19 protein-coding genes are annotated in these 19,665 nt (G+C 65.2%); 11 read left to right on the plus strand and 8 right to left on the minus strand.

From position 1 onward, the window contains the following. Nucleotides 1–31 precede the first annotated feature (31 nt). Nucleotides 32–754, minus strand: coding sequence for a hypothetical protein (locus tag ACP92_RS23090; RefSeq protein ID WP_013236546.1), 723 nt, complete (start codon nucleotides 752–754; stop codon nucleotides 32–34). A 256-nt stretch (nucleotides 755–1,010) separates the two neighbouring features. Between ACP92_RS23090 and ACP92_RS23095 the strand changes: the two genes are divergently transcribed. Continuing rightward, nucleotides 1,011–1,343 carry a DMT family transporter gene (locus ACP92_RS23095; protein ID WP_013236547.1) on the plus strand — a complete coding sequence of 111 codons (333 nt, stop codon included), beginning with the start codon at nucleotides 1,011–1,013 and terminating at the stop codon, nucleotides 1,341–1,343. Nucleotides 1,344–1,362: 19 nt separating this feature from the next. On the opposite strand, the gene ACP92_RS23100 is transcribed toward ACP92_RS23095, so the two are convergent. Beyond that, the gene (locus tag ACP92_RS23100; RefSeq protein WP_013236548.1) at nucleotides 1,363–2,304 is read right to left on the minus strand and encodes a GlxA family transcriptional regulator; all 942 of its coding nucleotides are present in this window, start codon (nucleotides 2,302–2,304) and stop codon (nucleotides 1,363–1,365) included. A 117-nt stretch (nucleotides 2,305–2,421) separates the two neighbouring features. On the opposite strand from ACP92_RS23100, the gene ACP92_RS23105 reads away from it, so the two are divergent. The 3 genes from ACP92_RS23105 to ACP92_RS23115 all read left to right on the plus strand — a co-directional run bounded on the left by ACP92_RS23105 (nucleotide 2,422) and on the right by ACP92_RS23115 (nucleotide 5,332). Then, entirely contained in the window at nucleotides 2,422–3,234 is an 813-nt protein-coding gene (locus ACP92_RS23105; RefSeq protein WP_013236549.1) for an SDR family NAD(P)-dependent oxidoreductase, read from the plus strand. A gap of 61 nt (nucleotides 3,235–3,295) precedes the next feature. Continuing rightward, nucleotides 3,296–4,054 carry an SDR family oxidoreductase gene (locus tag ACP92_RS23110; protein ID WP_013236550.1) on the plus strand — a complete coding sequence of 253 codons (759 nt, stop codon included), beginning with the start codon at nucleotides 3,296–3,298 and terminating at the stop codon, nucleotides 4,052–4,054. A gap of 66 nt (nucleotides 4,055–4,120) precedes the next feature. Next, a complete protein-coding gene (locus tag ACP92_RS23115) occupies nucleotides 4,121–5,332 on the plus strand; it encodes an MFS transporter (RefSeq protein ID WP_048348639.1) in 1,212 nt (403 codons plus the stop codon). On the opposite strand, the gene ACP92_RS23120 is transcribed toward ACP92_RS23115, so the two are convergent. Both ACP92_RS23120 and ACP92_RS23125 read right to left on the minus strand, forming a co-directional pair. Then, nucleotides 5,329–6,675, minus strand: coding sequence for a sigma-54-dependent transcriptional regulator (locus tag ACP92_RS23120; protein WP_013236552.1), 1,347 nt, complete (start codon nucleotides 6,673–6,675; stop codon nucleotides 5,329–5,331). The two genes, ACP92_RS23115 and ACP92_RS23120, sit on opposite strands and share 4 nt — an antisense overlap. Further along, nucleotides 6,660–8,018, minus strand: coding sequence for a sensor histidine kinase (locus ACP92_RS23125; protein ID WP_041312447.1), 1,359 nt, complete (start codon nucleotides 8,016–8,018; stop codon nucleotides 6,660–6,662). The genes ACP92_RS23120 and ACP92_RS23125 overlap by 16 nt, the downstream gene beginning before the upstream one ends. 192 nt (nucleotides 8,019–8,210) lie before the next feature. Here ACP92_RS23125 and ACP92_RS23130 point away from each other — a divergent pair, with 192 nt between their 5' ends. Next, a complete protein-coding gene (locus ACP92_RS23130; protein WP_013236554.1) occupies nucleotides 8,211–9,758 on the plus strand; it encodes a sensor domain-containing diguanylate cyclase in 1,548 nt (515 codons plus the stop codon). 65 nt (nucleotides 9,759–9,823) lie between these two features. Here ACP92_RS23130 and ACP92_RS23135 read toward each other — a convergent pair whose 3' ends face one another. Next, nucleotides 9,824–10,474 (minus strand): 3-oxoacid CoA-transferase subunit B, encoded by a 651-nt coding sequence (locus ACP92_RS23135; protein WP_013236555.1) that lies wholly within the window; start codon nucleotides 10,472–10,474, stop codon nucleotides 9,824–9,826. A gap of 13 nt (nucleotides 10,475–10,487) precedes the next feature. Then, on the minus strand, nucleotides 10,488–11,183 hold the full coding sequence (locus ACP92_RS23140) for a CoA transferase subunit A (RefSeq protein ID WP_013236556.1): 696 nt from the start codon (nucleotides 11,181–11,183) through the stop codon (nucleotides 10,488–10,490). Nucleotides 11,184–11,454: 271 nt separating this feature from the next. Between ACP92_RS23140 and ACP92_RS23145 the strand changes: the two genes are divergently transcribed. Continuing rightward, nucleotides 11,455–12,015 (plus strand): PAS and helix-turn-helix domain-containing protein, encoded by a 561-nt coding sequence (locus ACP92_RS23145; protein ID WP_041311357.1) that lies wholly within the window; start codon nucleotides 11,455–11,457, stop codon nucleotides 12,013–12,015. 3 nt (nucleotides 12,016–12,018) lie between these two features. Here the strand turns inward: ACP92_RS23145 and ACP92_RS23150 are convergent, their stop codons facing one another. Next, nucleotides 12,019–12,945 (minus strand): LysR family transcriptional regulator, encoded by a 927-nt coding sequence (locus ACP92_RS23150; RefSeq protein WP_013236558.1) that lies wholly within the window; start codon nucleotides 12,943–12,945, stop codon nucleotides 12,019–12,021. 116 nt (nucleotides 12,946–13,061) lie between these two features. Between ACP92_RS23150 and ACP92_RS23155 the strand changes: the two genes are divergently transcribed. From ACP92_RS23155 to ACP92_RS23175, 5 genes are all read left to right on the plus strand, one after another. Continuing rightward, nucleotides 13,062–13,673: an NAD(P)-dependent oxidoreductase gene (locus ACP92_RS23155; RefSeq protein WP_013236559.1), complete on the plus strand. Its 612-nt coding sequence runs from the start codon at nucleotides 13,062–13,064 to the stop codon at nucleotides 13,671–13,673. Nucleotides 13,674–13,774: 101 nt separating this feature from the next. Beyond that, the gene (locus tag ACP92_RS23160; protein WP_013236560.1) at nucleotides 13,775–14,500 is read left to right on the plus strand and encodes a DsbA family protein; all 726 of its coding nucleotides are present in this window, start codon (nucleotides 13,775–13,777) and stop codon (nucleotides 14,498–14,500) included. A gap of 641 nt (nucleotides 14,501–15,141) precedes the next feature. Next, nucleotides 15,142–16,524: a methyl-accepting chemotaxis protein gene (locus tag ACP92_RS25280; RefSeq protein WP_276323098.1), complete on the plus strand. Its 1,383-nt coding sequence runs from the start codon at nucleotides 15,142–15,144 to the stop codon at nucleotides 16,522–16,524. Between the two features lie 353 nt (nucleotides 16,525–16,877). After that, nucleotides 16,878–17,075, plus strand: coding sequence for a hypothetical protein (locus ACP92_RS23170; RefSeq protein ID WP_049788080.1), 198 nt, complete (start codon nucleotides 16,878–16,880; stop codon nucleotides 17,073–17,075). Nucleotides 17,076–17,196: 121 nt separating this feature from the next. Beyond that, nucleotides 17,197–18,945, plus strand: coding sequence for a methyl-accepting chemotaxis protein (locus ACP92_RS23175; RefSeq protein ID WP_013236562.1), 1,749 nt, complete (start codon nucleotides 17,197–17,199; stop codon nucleotides 18,943–18,945). Between the two features lie 25 nt (nucleotides 18,946–18,970). On the opposite strand, the gene ACP92_RS23180 is transcribed toward ACP92_RS23175, so the two are convergent. Then, on the minus strand, nucleotides 18,971–19,612 hold the full coding sequence (locus ACP92_RS23180) for an HAD family hydrolase (RefSeq protein ID WP_013236563.1): 642 nt from the start codon (nucleotides 19,610–19,612) through the stop codon (nucleotides 18,971–18,973). Between the last annotated feature and the right edge of the window lie 53 nt (nucleotides 19,613–19,665).

Below are 19,665 nucleotides of genomic sequence, written 5' to 3' on the forward strand. Positions count from 1 at the left end.
ATCGGCCGGACCGCCGGGCGGATGGGATTTATCAGCGCACCCGGCTGTACAAGGGCTGCAAGTCCTGCGTGCTGGCGCCGACATCGATGGCCTCGATGGCGGTGCCCAGGTTGTTGCGGGTCCCCAGGCCATTGGCAGCAAACGGCGCGCCAGGTTCCAGCGGCGTGCGGATGCTGTCCGGGGCGAAGCGCACGATGCTGCCGTCATCGAGGATGACGCCATTGGCTTCGCCACGCGGACCGGTCAGGACCAGGGCGATCTTGCCGCGCACCGACATCTGGCGCAACTGGGCCGCGCGCAGGTGCGGCGGCAGCGGCGGGTTGGCATCGAAGGCGGGCGGGCGATCAATGACGGTCTGGCCATTGGCCAGGTTGACGATGGCGTCGGCCTTGATCACGCCGGCTGCTTCACCCTGGCCGAACACGCGCACCGACTGGCCGGGCTTGACGGTGTTCTGCAAGGTCTGCGACAGGTGCGGCGGGAACTTGATGATGGTGCGCTCGCCCACCAGCAGGCCATCGGCCTCGCCGTAGGGATTGATCAAGAGGCGCGTGACGCGGCCTTCGATGACCGGGGGCTGGGCCGTCAGTGCAGCCTCATAGGTGGCCGGCGGCGCGGGCGGGGCCAGGCCGGGGCCAGCGGCAGGACCAGGACCGGGGCCGGGGGGCACAGGCTGGGCGTGGGCCGACAGCAGGGTCGCCAGCAACAGGGCGGCCAGGGCCAGGGGGCGGGCGGACAAGGTGGATCGGGTCATGACAACTCCTTTGAGGTGAGGGGGGCTCCCCTTCTTTTGCAAACCCCGTGCCTGCCATGAAATCCTTTAAAATCAACGACTTGAGATTTTCGGCGAGGCCAGTGTGTCCGCTTTCGTGACACACTGGCGTCCGTGGGCGGACAGGGTACGCGGCCGGTACGCGCTCGTTACCCACCTCACCAGCCTGGCGTGCGCCCCTCAGCCACTGACCCTGACACTGACACTGACAATTGACTTATCCACAGGAGTATCCCGCATGTCCGCTTACCTGAGCCTGGCCATCGCCATCGTCGCCGAGGTCATCGCCACCACCGCCCTGAAATCCTCGCAGGGGTTCACGCGCCTGCTACCGGGCCTCATCGTGGTGGCGGGATATGGCGTGTCCTTCTATTGCCTGGCGCTGACCCTGCGCACCATGCCCACCAGCGTGGCCTATGCGATCTGGTCGGGCGTGGGCCTGGTGCTCATCACCCTGGCGGCCTGGCTGATCCACCATCAGCGCCTGGACTGGCCGGCCGTGGCGGGCATCGCGCTGATCGTGGCGGGGGTGATGGTGATCAACCTGTTTTCCAGCAGCGCGGCGCACTAGCCATGCGCCAACGCGCCGCTCAAGCGCGCCCCTCGCGGCGCATCGATTGCGGCGCCACCCCAAAGCCGCGCAGGAACACCTCGCGCATATGGCGGCGATCCCGGAATCCCGTCTCGCGCGCCACCACTTCCAGCGGATGGCGGCTCTGCTCGATCATCAGGCGCGCCGCTTCCAGCCGCAGGCCTTCGATGGCCTTGGCCGGGGATTGCCCCGTCTCCGAGGTGAACACGCGGGTGAACTGGCGCGCGCTCAGGTTGGCCTGCTCCGCCAGTTCTTCCACCGTCAGGGCGCGCTTGAGATTGCGCCGCGCATAGTTCAGCGCATCCTGGATGCGGTCGGTCTTGGGCGCCAGCTCCAGCATCTCGGAATGCTGCGACTGTCCACCGGCGCGGTGCTGGTGCATCACCAGCTTGCGCGCCACGCTGCGTGCGGCTTCCTCGCCCAGGTCCTTGCCCACCATGGCCAGGGCCAGGTCCAGTCCGGCCGTCATCCCGGCCGAGGTCCACAGCGGACCGTCGACGATGTAGATGCGGTCGTCTTCCACCTGGATATCGGGAAAACGCTCCTGCATCGCGCGCGCAAACGCCCAGTGCGTGGTGGCGCGGCGGCGCGCCAGCAAACCCGCCTCGGCCAGCACGAAGCCGCCGGTGCAGATGCCGGCGATGCGCCTGGCCTTCTTGGCGGCGCGCTGCAGGAAAGCGCACTCCTCGGCGCTGGCGGGCGACTCCAGCGGATTGCCGACGCCGCAGACGACCCAGGTATCGATGCTGGCCGTGGCAGCGGCCTTGGCCGTGGTCACCCGCATGCCCAGCGACGAGGCCAGCTCGCCGCCCCCGACCGAATAGTTGTGCAGCCGGTAGAACTCGTGACCGGCCACCTTGTTGGCATATTCAAAGACCGCCTGGGTGGCCAGGCCCATGACCTGGAATCCTTCAGTGAGCAGATAGCCGACGTGGTGCATGTGCTGACTCCATCAGAAATGTGAATGTCTTAAAACACTACCATATACGTCATTCAGGAAGTCCGCAAGCCGCCTAAGATGCACTCCATCGACACCCCAACACCGAAGGAGAACCGCATGAACCAGCCGCACACCCCCGCCCACCGTGGCACTGCCCTCGTCACCGGCGCCTCGTCGGGCATCGGCGCGATCTACGCCGATCGCCTGGCCCGCCTGGGCTATGACCTGATCCTGGTGGCCCGCAACCGGAGCCGCCTCAACACCCTGGCCGAGCGCATCACCAACCAGACCGGCCGCAGCGTCGAAGTGCTGGAAGCCGACCTCGGCCAGGCTGCCTCGCTGGCGCAAGTGGAAGAGAAGCTACGCAGCGACGCCAGCATCACCCTGCTGGTCAACAACGCCGGCATCGGCACCCACACGCCGCTGCTGCAAAGCGATGTGGAGCACATGACCGGCATGATCGCCCTCAACGTCACCGCGCCGACCCGCCTCACCTACGCGGCCGTGCCCGGCTTCGTGGCGCGCGGCCAGGGCGCAGTCATCAATATCTCGTCCATCGTGGGCGTGGCCCCGGAAGTGCTCAACGGCGTCTATGGCGGCAGCAAGGCCTTCGTGCTGGCCTTCTCGCAATCGCTGCACCATGAGCTGGCCGCCCAGGGCGTGCAGGTGCAGGCGGTGCTGCCGGGAGCGACCGCGACCGACTTCTGGGCCATCGGCGGACTGCCGGTGGAACACCTGGACCCGGCCATCGTGATGTCGGCCGAACAGATGGTCGATGCCGCCCTGGTGGGTTTCCAGCGCCGCGAGCTGGTCACCATTCCCTCGCTGCATGAGGAAGACGCCTGGACCGGCTATGAAGCGGCCCGCCAGGCCCTTATCGCCCGGCTCTCGGCCAATACGCCGGCGCCGCGCTACCGCGCCGCGCACTGAAGAACGGCATGCGCCCCGGACATACCCCCCTGCTCTCTCCCTCTTTCACCAAGGAACCATCATGCAACTGACCGACAACACGATCTTCATCACCGGCGGCGCTTCCGGCATCGGACGCGGCCTGGCCGAGGCCTTCCACAAGCTGGGCAACACCGTCATCATCGGCGGTCGCCGCCAGGCGCTGCTCGATGAAGTGGTGGCCGCCAATCCCGGCATGCAGGCCATCGCCTTCGACGTCGCCGATCCGGCCAGCATCGACGCCGCTGCCGCCACCCTGAAGGCGCGCTATCCTGGCCTGAACGTGCTGGTCAACAATGCCGGCATCATGCCCTTCGATGACGCCAGCGGCCACATCGACGACGAGGTCGCCCGGCGCATCCTCGACACCAACCTGCTGGGACCGATCCGCCTCACCTCGGCGCTGATCGACCTGCTCAAGCAGCAGCCGCGCGCCACCATCCTCCACAACACCTCGGTGCTGGCCTATGTGCCGCTGGCGGTGACGGCGGTGTACTCGGCCTCCAAGGCGGCCCTGCACTCCTACGCCATGTCGCAGCGCTTCATGCTGCGCGAGACCTCGGTGCGGGTGCAAGAGATCGCCCCGCCCTGGGTCGATACCGACCTGGTCAAGAAGAGCGGCGACCCGCGCGCCATGCCGCTGGACGCGTTCATCACCGAGACCATGGCCAGGCTGGCCAGCGAAGACGAAGAGATCATCGTCGATGCCGTCAAACCCTTGCGCGACAACCCTGGCGCCAAGGAACACGCGCTGGTCAATGGCTTCAATGCAGCGCTCATGGCCCATCCCATTCCAGTCTGATCACCACGCGGCGAACGCCCCTTGTTGCGAGGGGCGGCGCGCCGCCCTGCCGTTGAGGAATCCTCCATGAATCCCCCTCCCCTCGGGCCTTCCGCGCCCTCTGCTTGCGCCTCTCCCACCCAGGCCGGCTCGCTGCTGACCGCCGGCTTCCTGGCCCTGGGCACCTTCGCCATCGGCACCGAAGGTTTCATGATCGCGCCGCTGCTGCCGCGCATGGCCGCCGACTTCGGCATGAGTGTGCCGATGGTGGCCAGCCTGGTCGTCATCTTCACGCTGGTGCTGGCGCTGAGCTCGCCCATCAGCACGGTGCTCTCGGCGGCCATGAATCGGCGCCGCGTACTGATCGCCGCCATGACCGCCTTCACGGCCGCCAACCTGCTGGCGGCATGCTCCAGCAGTTTTACCGGACTGCTGGTGGCGCGTCTGCTCATGGCGGTGGCGGCGGGCCTCTACACGCCCAACGCCAGCGCGCTGGCCGGAGCCATGGTCGCGCCAGGACAGCGCGGGCGCGCCCTGGCCATCGTCAGCGGCGGCATGACCATCGCCATCGCCCTGGGCCTGCCGCTGGGCGCGGTGGTGGGGCACGCCTTCGGCTGGCGCGCGACCTTCCTGGCCGTGGCCGCCATGGGCGCGGTGGCGGTGGCGGGGATCTGGCTGGGCGTGCCGCGTCAGGCCGGTGCGCATCTGCACGTGGCCGGGCTGCGCGAGCGCATGGCGGTGATCGGACAGCCCCAGGTGCAGCGCCTGCTGGCCGTCACGCTGCTCTGGTCGGTGGGGGCGTATGCCGCCTATCCCTATATCGCGCCCTATCTCAGTCATGTGCTGAGCTTTGGCGAGAGTCGCATCAGCCTGACCGTCAGCCTCTGGGGCGCGGCTGCGGCGGTGGGCGTGAGCGTGGGCGGCACGCTCAACGACCGCTACGGATCGGCGCGGGTGGTGCGGGTATCGCTGCTGTTGCTGATGCTGTCGTTCTGGACGCTGGCCGCCGCCACGGCGCTGCCGCCGCCGCTGGCGCTGGGTCCGGTGCTGCTGGCGGTGGTGGTGTGGGGATTTTCGGTGTGGGCTTTCTTCCCGGCGCAGATGGCGCGCCTGATCGGCGCGGGCGCACCGGCCCAGGCGCCGGTGGCGCTGTCGCTCAACACCTCGACCCTGTATCTCGGTTTTTCGCTGGGCAGTGCGGCTGGTGCAGGCATCCTGGGTAGCGGCGCGATCTGGGGGATTGGCCTGTTCGCCGGTGCTTGCGCCTTGGTAGCTTGGCTGCTGGAACGCCGTCTCTAGTCGTGGGACTTGCCGGCTTCCTCCAGCCGGCGATAGAGCTGCTGGCGCGAGATTCCCAGCCGGCGCGCGGCTTCGGCGCGGTTGCCGGCAGCTCCCTGCAAGGCGCGCTCTATCATCACCCGCTCGACCTCGGCCAGTGCCACCGCCAGCGGCCCATCCCAGTCGATCGCCGGCGCGCTCGCCGCGCTGGCCGCACCGGCCGGAGGGCGGGCGGACAAGCCGATATCCTCGGCCTCGATGCACAGCCCATGGCTCATCACCGCGGCGCGTTCCATGGTGTTGCGCAACTCGCGCACATTGCCCGGCCAGGCGTGCTGCAACAGCAGGCGGGCGGCGGCGGGGCTGATGCGCTTGGGCGCGTCGCCGCCCAACTGGCGCAGGAAGTGCTCGGCGATGGTGAGGATGTCGCCAGGCCGCTCGCGCAGCGCCGGCACCATGATGGTCAAGACCTGCAGGCGATACCAGAGGTCTTCGCGGAAGCGCCCTTGGGTGATCTCGTGCTGCAGGTCGCGATGGGTGGCGGCGATGACGCGCACATCGACCCGCACGGACTGGTTGCCGCCCACTGGCGTCAGTTCGCGCTCCTGCAGCACGCGCAGGATCTTGGCCTGGGTGGCCAGTTCCATGTCGCCGATCTCATCGAGGAAGAGCGTGCCGCCATCGGCTTCCTGGAAGCGCCCCAGGCGCGGCGAGGTCGCGCCGCTGAAGGCGCCCTTGACGTGGCCGAACAGCTCGCTCTCGATCAACTCGGCCGGAATCGCCGCGCAATTGACGGCGACAAAGGGACGTGCGGCGCGCGCGCCATTGCGATGCAGGGCGCGCGCCACCAGTTCCTTGCCGGTGCCGGTCTCGCCCAGCACCAGTACGGTGGCGTCGCTGGTGGCGGCGCGGCCGATCTGCTTGAACACCTGGCGCATGGCTTCGCTCTCGCCCACCAACTGGTTGCGCTCTTCCGTGGCCGGGGAAGCCGCCGCCGGCGTGCTGGCGCCCTGGCGCAAGGCGCGTTCCAGCGTTTCCACCAGGGCCGCGCGCGGCACCGGCTTGGTCAGGTGATCAAACGCACCCAGGCGGATCGCCTCGATAGTGTTGTCGCCGCTGGCATAGGCGGTGAGCATGATGCAGGGGATGGCGGCGATGGCCGGGGCGCGCTGCAGGAAGGCCAGGCCGTCTTCGTCCGGCATGCGCAGGTCGACGATGGCGGCATCCACCGCATGGGCGGCCAGCAACTTCAGGCCGGCGGCCGTGCTGCCGGCTTCCAGCACGTCATGGCCGAGGTCGCTGACGGTCTCGGCCAGGCTGCCGCGAAAGGCGGCGTCGTCATCGACGATCAGGATGCGCGCCATGGCAACTCCATTTCAAAACGTGCGCCCGCAGCAGTGGGCGCGAGGATGATCTCGCCACCATGGGCATGGATGATTTCGCGCACCAGCACCAGGCCCAGGCCGGTGCCGCCGGGTCGCTGGCTGACGAAGGGATCGAACAGGCTCTGGCGCAGGTCTTGCGGCACACCGGGACCATTATCGGCCACCCACAGAAAGAGTCGCCCGGGACTGCGCAGGCGCGCGCCGATCTCGATCTCTCCACCGGCCGGGCAATGCGCCAGCGCATTGAGCAAGAGATTGTCCAGCGCGCGCGCCAGCTGGGCCGGGTCGAGGCTGTGCGTGACCAGATCATCCTGCTCGGGCAGCGTGACCTGGATGCGCACGCCCTGGCGCTCGGCCATCTCCAGATGGGCAAGGCGGCGCTGCGGCAGCCATTGCGCCAAGTCCAGCGGCTGGCGCTGCAACTGGAAGGGTTGCGACAGCGCCAAGAGGCTGCCCACCAGCGCATCCAGGCGCTCGGTCTGGGCCACTACCATCTCGAGCGCGCTGGTGGCGCGCGCTTCGCGCATCTGGGGCGGGGCCGCCAAGGCGTTCTCGGCTTTCATACGCATGGTGCCGATGGGATTGCGGATCTCGTGGGCCATGCCGGCGGCCACCCGGCCCAGCGTGGCTAGCCGTTCGGCGTGGGCCAGTTGCGCGGCCAGGCGTTCGGACTGGCTGCGCCAGCGCGTCAGGGTGGCGCCCAGCCACAGGCCGGTGATCACCACGAAGGCCAGCAGCAGGCCGATGGCCACCAGCAACTGGTCGAGCACGGCGGCGCTCATGACGGGCACGCGCTTGAGCGTCCAGGCCGCCAGCGCTGCATCGGTGGTGACACTGAGGGGGCAGGCGGCGAACACCACGGCCTCGCGCAGGCCGGGACGCACATCGGTGATGGTGGTCTTGCTATCGAGCGCGCGCTGGGCGGTCGAGTCGATGCGCTCCATCTCCGCGCCGGGTGGATCGCGCTTGACGCCGCTGCCGTCATAGGTCGGGAAGGCATAGGCGACCACGCCCTTGCCAGCCTGCCAGAAACCGCCCTCCACCCCGGCCTGGTCGCGCAGCGCCAGGTCGATGACGGCTTGCATGACCGGCGTGGGGGCCGAAGCATCCTGCCCTGGCGTGCTGGCCGCACCCAGCGCATGAGAAAGGCCCGCACTCATGGCGGCGCAACTGATGGTGGCCTGGCCGGTCGCCTGGCCGATCTGCGCAGACGCGCCCTGGCGGCTGAGCTGCCACAACAGGAAAGCCAGCACCAGGGCAATGAGGGCGATGAAGGCCCACAGGATGACGAGGTCGCGTTTGACAGTGGTCTTGCTATTCAGACAGCCTCCTGGCCTTGGGGCATGAGCATAGGATGATGGTGAGCGTGCGGGGCGGGGCCGTGCCCGGCTCCGCCAGCGCAGGCGCGCTCGCATTTAATCATGAAGCCTGCCTGCAGGTAAGCCATCTGACAGGAAGCGCGCAAGCCCGGTTCATCATTTTGTTGCGAGCCATGCACATTGCCGCCGATCAACATGGATCGTCCACCGCTTCTATGCGTTAATTACGCCCCAGGGGAATTTGCGGGGAGCGCAAAAATCAAGCAGTTGAAGAATTACCTGGTCGTGATCCTGGCCATCGCGGTCCTGATGGTCATGGCCATCAGCGCCAGCACGCTGTATCAGAGTTACCAGCAGACGCGCCAGTCTGCCGTGAGCAATGCCAGCAACGTCACCCTCGTCTCCCAGCGCGCCATCTCGCGCAACCTGGAGATGCTGTCGCTCTCGCTCGATACCCTGGCCTACCGCTTCCAGCATCCGCTGTCGGCGCGCCGGCTCAACGACGCGCAACGCTACGCCTACCTGTTCGGCAGCACCACCAACGTCAGTCACATCGCAGTGATGGCCGTGCTCGACGCCGACGGCCGGGTGCAGGTCAGCTCGCGCCTGGGACGGGGCAATGGTGCGCCCCACTATGCCGACCGCGCCTACTTCATCGCCCATCGCGATTCTCCCACCGTGGGACTGTACGTCTCGCGGCCGATGCAGGCCAGCCTGGGCAATGAGCTGCAGGTGGTGGTGCTGTCCAAGCGGCTCTCCAACGAAGACGGCAGCTTCGCCGGGGTGGTGGTGATGGCGCTGGACCTGGCGTATTTCAGGGAACTCTTCGAAGGTCTGGCGCTGGGGGACGAGGGCATCATCTCGCTGTATTCCGATGAGGGGATCGCCTATATGCGCGTGCCCTACCGCGAGACCATCATCGGCCGCGACATCAGCCAGACGGGCAACTTCCAGCGCCTGCGCGCCATGCTCAGCGAGGAGGAAGGCAGCTTCTTCGCGCACGCCACCAATGACGGCGTGCGTCGGCTCTATACCTTCCGCCGCATTCCCGGTTCGCCCCTGATCGTCTTCGTGGGCTATGCCGAAGAGGCCATCTTCAAGACCTGGCGCAAGACCTTCTATGCGGTGCTGGTCTCGCTGGCCATCTTCGGCCTGCTGACGGCCTGGCTGTTGCTGCATGTGCGCCAGGAGCTGCGCCGCCGGGTGACTGCAGAGCGGCAGCTGGAAGCGCTGGCGCGCACCGATGGCCTCACCGACCTGCTCAACCGCCGCGCCCTGGACGAAGCCCTGCAGGCCACCTGGGAGCGCTGCCAGCGCAATCTGGGGGCTTCCTTCTCGGTGCTGTTCATCGACGTGGATTACTTCAAGGCCTACAACGATACCTACGGCCACAAGCTGGGCGATACCGTGCTCAAGGAAGTGGCCGCCACCCTGACCGCCCGGCTGCCCCGCCATACCGACTGCGCCGGTCGCTACGGCGGCGAGGAATTCGTGGTGCTGCTGGAGCAGACAGACCTGCAAGGGGCGCAGATGATGGCGCAGCGCCTGTGCGACGCGGTGCGCGAGCGCCACATCGCGCACACCTCCAGCCCATTGGCAGTGGTGACCATCAGCGTCGGCGTGGCGACGCTGGAGCGCGACCATCACCGGCGCGTGGAGGATGTGCTCAATGCGGCTGATGCGGCCTTGTATCGCGCCAAGCAGGCTGGGCGCGACCGCGTCCATCTCAGCAGCCAGGCCTGAGCGCAAATGACAAGGGCGCCACCGGGGCGCCCTTGTCTATCGCACGACAGCAGGCTCGCGCCGCATCAGAGCTCGCTCACATCCAGCGGCGCCTCGGTCTTCTCGATCACTTCTTCCTTGGTCACGCCGGAAGCCAGTTCGATCAGCTTCAGGCCGCCCGGGGTCACGTCGATCACGCCCAGGTCGGTGATGATGCGGTTGACCACGCCCACGCCGGTCAGCGGCAGGTTGCAGTCGTTCAAGATCTTCTTCGAAGTACTGCCATCCTTGGCCTTGGCCACGTGTTCCATCAGCACCACCACGCGACCGACGCCGGCCACCAGGTCCATCGCGCCGCCCATGCCCTTGACCATCTTGCCGGGGATCATCCAGTTGGCCAGGTCGCCCTTGGCCGAGACCTGCATCGCGCCCAGGATGGCGATGTTGATCTTGCCGCCGCGGATCATGCCGAACGAGTCCGCCGAGCTGAAGAAGGACGAGCCGGGAATGGTCGTCACGGTCTGCTTGCCGGCGTTGATCAGGTCGGGATCGACCTGGTCTTCGGTGGGGAAGGGGCCGATGCCCAGCAGGCCGTTCTCGGATTGCAGCCACACTTCGATATCGCTGGGAACGTGGTTGGCCACCAGCGTGGGCAAGCCGATGCCCAGGTTCACGTAGAAGCCGTCCTGCAGTTCCTTGGCTGCGCGCGCAGCCATTTCATCTCTGGTCCATGCCATTTTCTGTGTCTCCTTAGGCGCGCACGGTGCGTTGTTCGATGCGCTTCTCGGGCGTGGCATTGACCACGATGCGATGCACGAAGATGCCGGGGGTGTGGATCTGGTCCGGGTCGAGCTGGCCCACTTCCACCAGTTCTTCCACTTCCACCACGGTGACCTTGCCGGCCATGGCCACGTTGGGGTTGAAGTTGCGCGCGGTCTTGTTGAAGACCAGGTTGCCGGCCTTGTCGGCCTTGTGCGCCTTCACCAGCGACACGTCGGCCACCAGCGAACGCTCCATCACGTAACGCTCGCCATCGAACTCGCGCACTTCCTTGCCCTCGGCCACCAGGGTGCCCACACCGGTCTTGGTGAAGAACGCCGGAATGCCGGCGCCGCCGGCGCGCAGCTTCTCGGCCAGGGTGCCTTGCGGGGTGAATTCCAGTTCCAGTTCACCGGCCAGGTACTGGCGCTCGAATTCCTTGTTCTCGCCTACGTAGGAGGCGATCATCTTCTTGATCTGGCGGGTAGTGAGCAACTGGCCCAGGCCGAAACCATCGACACCGGCGTTGTTGGAAATGGCGGTCAGGTTCTGCACGCCCGAATCACGCAGGGCGGCGATCAACGCCTCGGGGATGCCACACAGGCCAAAGCCGCCGACCGCAATGGTCTGGCCGTCCTTGACGATGTCTTTCAACGCGGTGGCCGCGTCTGGATACACTTTGTTCACGAGTCTCCTTTCGGCTCTTGTCTTGCGAGCAGGGTTGCAAGCTGGCCGGCGGACATGCCGGCGTCAACAGGGATGGGCGCAGGGGCTTCTCTTGCGCGACGCACAGGGGCGTCGCCGGGCTCCGATACGTTCCAAATAGCGCCAATTATCATAGGGCAGCTGAAATAGGCCATACAATACGGTAAAAATACCTGGCGCAATGCAGCATGGTATCGCCCGTGCGGCGATCCCGCCAGGTGCGAGGGACCAGCCGAACATTTGCCGCAACTCCATGACCCAGCCACTTCCCATCGATTTCGAACAGGTTTTCATGCACGCGCCCATCGGCATGTGCGTCTCGCACAATCGCGTCATCCAGCAGGCCAACCTGGCCATGGCGGCGATGTTCGGCTACGAGGTGGAGGCGCTGCGCCAGACTTCCTTCCAGGAAATCTATCCCACCGCCGACGAATTCGAGCGCACCGGCCTGCGCCTGGTGCCTATCCTCAACGAGAAGGGCTTCTACTCCGACGAGCGCATCATGAAGCGCTCCAACGATGAAATGTTCTGGTGCCACGTCACCGGCCATGCGCTCAATCGCGACAACCCGCACGCGGCCGGTATCTGGACCTTCGAGGATGTCAGCGCCAAGCGCCCCATCGCGCCCGGCCTGACCCCGCGCGAACGCGAGATCGCCGCGCTGCTGGTGGAAGGCAAGACCAGCAAGCTCATTGCGCGCCAGGTCGAACTGAGCCCGCGCACGGTGGAAATGCATCGCGCCCGACTGATGCGCAAGTTCGCCGCCGCCACCTCCTCGGAACTGGTGCACAAGCTGCTGAGCATCACGCCCTGACCCTCAGAACGGCTGGCCGGCAAAACGCTGCGCCAGGAAATCGAGCATCGTGCGCAAGGTCGCCGGCATGTGCTTGCGCGAGGCATAGACGCCATACATGCCCAGCTGCAAGGGCTCGTAGTCCGGCAACAGCTGCACCAGCTGGCCGCTGGCCACCAGCGGCGCCACCGTATAGGCCGGCATATGGCCGATGCCCACCCCCGCCAAGACCGCCTGCAGCAGCACCGTCACCTCGTTGGCGCTGATGCTGCCGCCCACGGCGACGCTCTGGGGCTTGGCCGCTGAAGCGCCCCTCCCGCTCCTGGCTTTTTTCTTCTTGGGATCGAACTGCCACAGGCTGCGCCCCACATAGGAGTGCGTCAGGCAATTGTGCAGGGCCAGGTCCTCCACCTTGCGCGGCAATCCATGACGGGCCAGGTAATCCGGCGTGGCGCAGATGATAGAACGGCACACGCCCAGCGGACGCGCGATCAGATTGGGCTCCAGCCGGTTGGTCATGCGGATGGCCAGGTCGATGCGCTCTTCCACCAGGTTCACGGTGCGATCCAGCGCCAGCAGGTCCACCGCCACGCCCGGATAGCGGCGGCCATACTCCACCACCGCCTGGATCAGCTGGGTCTGGGCAAAGGACGTGCTGGCCGTGATGCGCAAGAGTCCGCGCGGGGTTTCATCGGGTGCATCGAGGGCGTGGCGCATGTCCTCCGAATACTCCAGCATCTGGCGGCAGCGCGGCAGCAGTTCATTGCCGGCGGGCGTGAGCGAGAGCCGCCGCGTGGTCCGATGCAGCAGCCGCGCGCCGACCCAGTCTTCCAGTTCGGCCACGTAGCGCGAGACCACCGGCCGCGACAAATCCAGTTGCTCGGCCGCCGCCGACAGGCTGCCGCTGTCGACCACCGTCACGAACACCTGCATGGCCATCAAGCGATCCATCCCCTCACCTCATGATTTGAACGATTTCAGAAACAAACTGTGTTTGATTATGCTATTTTTCGAAATCAAAAGCGATCCTATGATGGCCGCTCCTGATATCCCAGAAAGGACACACCATGAAAATCGCACTCATCGGCGCCTCCGGCAATGTCGGCAGCCGCATCCTGGACGAAGCCCTGCGCCGCGGCCACAATCTCATCGCCATCGCGCGTGACGCCAGCAAGATCGCCCAGCGCACCGGCGTCACCGTGGTCGCCGCCGACGTCAAGGACGCCGCCGCCCTGAGCGCCGCCATCAAGGGCGCCGATGTGGTCATCTCCAGCGGCCGCTTCACCACCTTCGGCGCGGCCGATCTGCTGCCCGCCGTGAAGGCCGCTGGCGTCAAGCGCCTGGCCGTCGTGGGCGGTGCAGGCAGCCTGGAAATCGCACCGGGCAAAGCCCTGATCGACACGCCCGAATTCCCCGCCGAATACCTGCCCGAAGCCGCCGGCGGCCGTGACTTCCTCAATGCCCTGCGCACTGAGACCGAACTGGAATGGACCTTCCTGTCGCCCTCGGCGATGTTCGTGCCCGGCGAGCGCACGGGCCAGTTCCGCCTGGGCAAGGATGCATTGCTGGTCGGTGACGATGGCAAGAGCTGGATCTCCTACGAGGACTTCGCCGTGGCCCTGCTGGACGAACTGGAACAGCCCAAGCACGTGCGCGCGCGTTTCACGGTAGGCTACTGATCCGCTTTGGCTGAGAAGCAGGATCGCATCATTGCAGCACGGGCCTGACGGTGCAGAAAACGTCAGGCCCTGTGCCGTTTCATTCAAGAGGACATCGCATCATGACCACACCCGCCGCCGCGCACGACACCGTGCTCCACTACATCCATGATCCGCTGTGCGGCTGGTGCTACGGCGCTGCGCCGCTGGTGGCGGCAGCGCGCCAGGTGCTGCCGGTGCAGGCGCATGGCGGCGGCATGATGGCCGGTCGCAATCGCAGGCGCGTGGATGCCCAGTTGCGCGATTACGTGATGCCGCATGACCACCGTATCGCCCAGATGACCGGCCAGGTCTTTGGCGAGCCCTACTTCCATGGATTGCTGAAAGACACCGACGCCGTCTTCGACTCGGCCCCGCCGACCGCTGCTGTGCTGGCCGTGCAAGCGCTCAGGGGCGAAGCGGCGGGACTGGACATGCTGGCAGCGATCCAGCGCGCGCATTACCAACAGGGACGGCGCATTTCCGAGCCCGCCACGCTGATCGAACTGGCCCAGGCGCTAGGCATCGAAGCCGCCGCCTTCAGCGCCGAACTGCAACGCATCGAGCAGGAAGAACTGGCCGACCACATCGAGGCCAGCCGTGAACTGCTGAACTATGTTGGCGGACGTGGCTTCCCCACCTTCGTGCTGCAACGGGGCGATACGCTGGAGGTGCTCGATACCGGACGCTGGCTGGGCCAACCGGAACAGTGGGCGAACTATCTGCGCGATGAAACGAGGGCGTCATCATCCGGATCAGCTGACAAAAGCCTGACACAGTGTGATCTGCAGACCGGCCGCTGCGACTAGACCGCCCTCCTTCCTCAACGAGTCGATCTGCCGCGTTGGCGCAAAGCCACACGGCAGACTTCCCCGCCACCGCAACGCACCTTCCTGACGCGCCACTCCATCTCTTTTGGTGCACGCCGCTCCACCGGGCAGCGTATCCATATTGGGCGGTTTTTCAAAAGACTCCTTTCAGACTTTACGCGCTAATCAAAAACTCGCCTTTGAACTACAGTGGGCGACTTTCCCGATACCAACTTCAGGCCAGGTCGGGAGAAAGAACACAGCGTTGTCCTTGTCCTTCTTTTATGGCGACCGGCATCCGTAGAGGAATCGCCCGGCTCCATTGAATCAACACCCGTGTTACCTGATGCTGTCCGTGGACCCGCCATGCCACGTCGACAGCACTTGGGCCGCTTCAGGTGGAGGCTGAGATTCAACACAATTTCACAACACAAGATCCTCAATGGAGAGTGGTATGGATTTCACGCGTCTGACGGTATCGTCGCGGCTCAAGTTTGGTTTTGGCGTCGTTCTCTTTCTAATCCTCCTGATCGTCGGGATTGCCCTGAAAAAGCTCGCCGAGGTGAATCGGCAATTGGTCTCGATTACCGAGGTCAATAATGTGGAGATCTATCATCTCTCCACCATGCGCGCCGCCGCCTATGAACAATCGCTGGCTTCGCGCGGCATCGGGCCTGGCGCTCACCCCGGAAGACCTGAACCAGAACGCCAACAATCTGCAGCGCCAGATCGGCCTCTACACCCAGTCGGAAGCTGCGCTGGCCAAGCTCTTCGCAGATCTGCAAGAAACCACGGACACCGAGAAACAAGCCCTCGCCGCCATCCAGAAGATGAGCGCGGGACTGTCGCCTGGGCTGTCCAACATGATCGACCTGGCCAAAGCGCAAAAGACGGAAGAACTGAAACCCATCATGACCGGCCCGCTGGGCAAGATGCAGGCCGACCGACGCAAGGCGCTGGCCGAGCTTTCCGCATTCGAAGACAAGCTCAACAACGAGGCCAAAGACGAGGCCCTTGCCGTATCGGCCAGCGCCCGCAAGCTGCTCATTGCACTCGGCGTGATCGCCTTGCTGTGCGGCCTGATGGCGGCCGTGCTCATTACCAGGAGCGTGCTGCGCCAGTTGGGCGGAGAGCCGGCGTACGCCTCCAGGCTGGCGGCGCAGATCGCCAAAGGCGACTTGCGCACCGAGGTCAAGGCCGACACCCGTCATCCAGAGAGCCTGATGATGTCCATGAAGACCATGAACGAGGGACTGCGGGGCATCGTGCGCGAAGTCCGTTCCGGCACCGACGCCATCGCCACGGCCAGCAGCCAGATCGCTTCCGGCAATCTCGATCTGTCCTCACGCACGGAAGAACAAGCCAGCTCGCTGGAAGAAACGGCCTCGGCCATGGAACAACTCACCGCCACCGTGAAGCAGAACGCCGACAGCGCGGGCGAGGCCAACCGCCTCGCGGCCGAGGCCTCGGCGGTGGCCTCGCAAAGCGGGCAACTGGTCAAGGAAGTGGTGACGACCATGGCCGCCATCGAAGATTCATCGAAGAAGATCGTCGACATCATCAGCGTCATCGACGGCATTTCTTTCCAGACCAATATTCTCGCCCTCAACGCCGCCGTCGAAGCTGCGCGCGCAGGCGAGCAAGGCCGTGGCTTCGCCGTGGTCGCCGCGGAAGTGCGCACGCTGGCGCAGCGCAGCTCTGCGGCCGCCAGGGAAATCAAGGCCCTCATCGATGACTCGGTGGACAAGGTCGCCAGCGGCAGCGCACTGGTCAATCGCGCCGGCGACACCATGAGCGATGTCGTCTCCAGCGTGGACCGGGTGGTGTCCGTCATCGGCGCCATCAGCGACTCCAGCGCGGAGCAGAGCAAGGGCATCCAGGAGATCAACCACGCGATCTCGCAGATGGATCAGGTCACGCAACAGAATGCGGCGCTGGTCGAAGAAGCCGCCGCAGCGTCGCAGGCGCTGCAGGCCCAGGCGAGGCGACTGAGCGGCGTGGTCGAAGTCTTTGCGGTGGCCTGAGCGGTCAAAGATGACGCAGAGAAGTAGCCGCAGGCCTTCAACGCCTGCGGCGCTGGCCTTTCTGAACACGTGAGAATGCATTCATCCGCCGCACCTGGAGACGCCTTCAATACTCACAACATCTCGCCACTTCTCACCGTACCTCACAGCACCTTGCATCACTTCGCAACACTTCTCAACGGCAGATTGGTTCTGCGGGAAATCCTTAGGTACAAAACACTATCGAAGACTTATATTGGCTGCTGAGCTCCGTCGCTGCGCAATGGCGGCGCACCTGCATCACACCGGCAGATCAATGATGTTGCGAACGGGAAAATGAGATCCCGTGCGCCCATCCTTTCCGAGGAAATCACATGGATATTGAAGACGCTGGCAGACATCTTGCATCGGATGACCCAAGAGCATTGCTTCATCAACTGAGCAGGCTTCAGGAGATCGTGGAAAGCCTGACGACCACCTTTGAAGAACTGGCGCTTGATGCAGGCACCGAAGAGGATTGCGCTGCAAAGGCGGTCGCCAGAACAGCGCTGTCCAAGGCGATGCAACGGTAGCAAGGCTTGATGTCAATGGTCGCAGCTGGGGAGCTGCCGACCTTCTCTGCGCCATCGGCTTTCGATGGCGCGCAACTTGAACAATGACCGGCGAGGGGCCGGTTCGTATAGGGGTGGAAAAATGTCTGGATCAATGACCGTGGGTCGAAAACTGGGGTTGGCGTTTCTGTGCGTCGTCGTCGTAGCGCTGGTGGGCAGCAGCTTGTCCCTGTTGAATTTCAACAGGCTGGAAGACGCCAGTGCGATGAATATCCATACCTACCAGGTCATGGGCAAGGCCGATGACATGCTGCTCAACATGGTCAATATCGAGACCGGCATCCGTGGCTATGTGGCGTCGGGCAATGAGGCCTTCCTGGATCCGTACAAAGGCGGCCGCAAGGATTTCAAGGTCGCCTTTGACGACGCCAAGTCGCTGACCGCGGACAATCCGGTCCAGCAGAAGCGGCTCGCCGAAATGCAGGAACTGAGCAACAAGATCGAGGAAATCGACCAGAACCTGATCAAGCTGAGAAAGGAAGCCAACGCCAGCGGCTCCCAGCAGGCGCTGCAGACCTATTTCGGCGCAACCCATGACAAGATCTTCATGGATCGCTTCCGGGTCGTGCAGAAGGAATTCGTGGATGCCGAAGAGTCCCTGCTCAAGGAACGTGGCGAGCTGGTGCGCTCCCTGAGCAAATCGACACTGATCGTCATGATCGCAGCCGGCGCGCTGACGGTCCTGCTGGCCATCGGCGCTGGCCTGCTGATCACGCGCAGCATCATCAACGCACTCGGTGGAGAACCGGGTGCAGCCGCCGACGTCGCGCAGCAGATCGCCGCAGGCGACCTGACCGTGGCCGTGCCGCTGAAACCCAATGACAGCCACAGCCTGATGGCCTCGCTGGGCAGCATGCGCGAGCAGCTGACCACCATCGTGCGCGGCATCCAGACCTCGGGTGAATCCATTTCGGTAGCCGCCAACGAAATCGCAACGGGCAACACCGATCTGTCGCAGCGCACCGAAGAGCAGGCAGCGTCCCTGGAAGAAACTGCATCGAGCATGGAAGAACTGACCTCGACGGTGCGCCAGAACTCCGACAATGCCCGGCAGGCCAATACCCTGGCGGAAAACGCCTCCACGCTGGCGGCCAAGGGCGGCGAGGTGGTCAGTCGCGTCATCGATACCATGAACGAGATCTCCGACAGCTCCAGCAAGGTATCCGACATCATCACGGTCATCGAAGGCATTGCGTTCCAGACCAACATCCTGGCCCTGAATGCGGCCGTCGAGGCGGCCCGGGCAGGCGAACAGGGACGCGGCTTTGCCGTGGTCGCCAGCGAAGTGCGCTCCCTGGCGCAGCGCAGCGCCGCTGCCGCCAAGGACGTCAAGGACCTCATCACCTTGTCCGGCGAGCGGGTCGAGCGCGGCACGCATCTGGTGGGTGAAGCCGGTCAGACGATCAATGAAGTGGTGCAGGCCGTGCGCAACGTGACCGACATCATGAATGAGATCACGGCGGCCTCGTCGGAGCAGACCACCGGCATCGAGCAGGTGAACCAGGCGCTGAGCCAGATGGATCAGGTCACCCAGCAGAATGCGGCGCTGGTGGAGCAAGCCGCAGCGGCCGCCCAGGCCATGTCGGAACAGGCCACCGAACTGCGCAGTGCGGTGGGCGTCTTCAAGACCGGCGGCGGGACTGCTGTACAGCCGCGCCCCGTCTCACCCCGTCCCGCCAAGGTCGTCAATCCTGCACCCAAGGTGGGGGCTGCCAAGACCCGCGCACTGCCGCCCAAGGCTGCCGCTACGGCCCATACTGCCAATGCCGTCAAGAAAGAAGCATCGTCGCCCAAGGCTGCCGACGCCTCCGGCGAATGGGAAACCTTCTAAGCGGACCGCTGCGAATCTGGCCGGTTCAGACCGGTAGGCCCAGGGCGCGCAATTGCGCCCGGGTGCCTGCCGCATCGACGTGATGGACGCCCTGCCAGCCCAGTGCGCGGCAGGCGTGGATGTTCTTCTCTGCATCGTCGATGAAGACCAGTTCCTCAGGCTTGAGACCGGGCAGATGCCGGGCATAGCGCTCCAGCGCAATCTGGTAGATGCGCGGCTCGGGCTTGATGCAGCGCTCGTGGCCTGAGACCACGATATCGCGGAAGAGCTGCATGAAGTCGTGATTGTCGCGCGCATGCGGATAGGTTTCGGCCGACCAGTTGGTGAGGCCGAACAGCGGCACCTGCTGCGCATGCAATTCACGCAGCAGCGCCACCCCTTCCGGCAATGGACCGCGCAGCATTTCCACCCATCGGTCATAGAAGGCGCGGATCAGCGTTTCGTGCTGGGGATGTTGCTGGATCAGATGTGCAGTGGCCTCGGCCAGGCTGCGTCCGCCATCTTGCTGCACGTTCCACTCGGGCGAACAGATGTGGGTAAGAAAATGATTGCGCTGCTGCTCGTCGGCGATGAGCTGCCGGTACAGATACTGCGGGTTCCAGTCGAACAGTACCCCGCCGAAGTCGAAGACGACGGCGCGGATGGGGCTTGGTGCGGAAAACGTCATGGTTGGAATCCTCGGGAAAATGCGGAGATGACTCGCCGATGATCGCGGATCAA

Source organism: Herbaspirillum seropedicae (genome assembly GCF_001040945.1).
Classification (GTDB): Bacteria; Pseudomonadota; Gammaproteobacteria; order Burkholderiales; family Burkholderiaceae_D; genus Herbaspirillum; species Herbaspirillum seropedicae.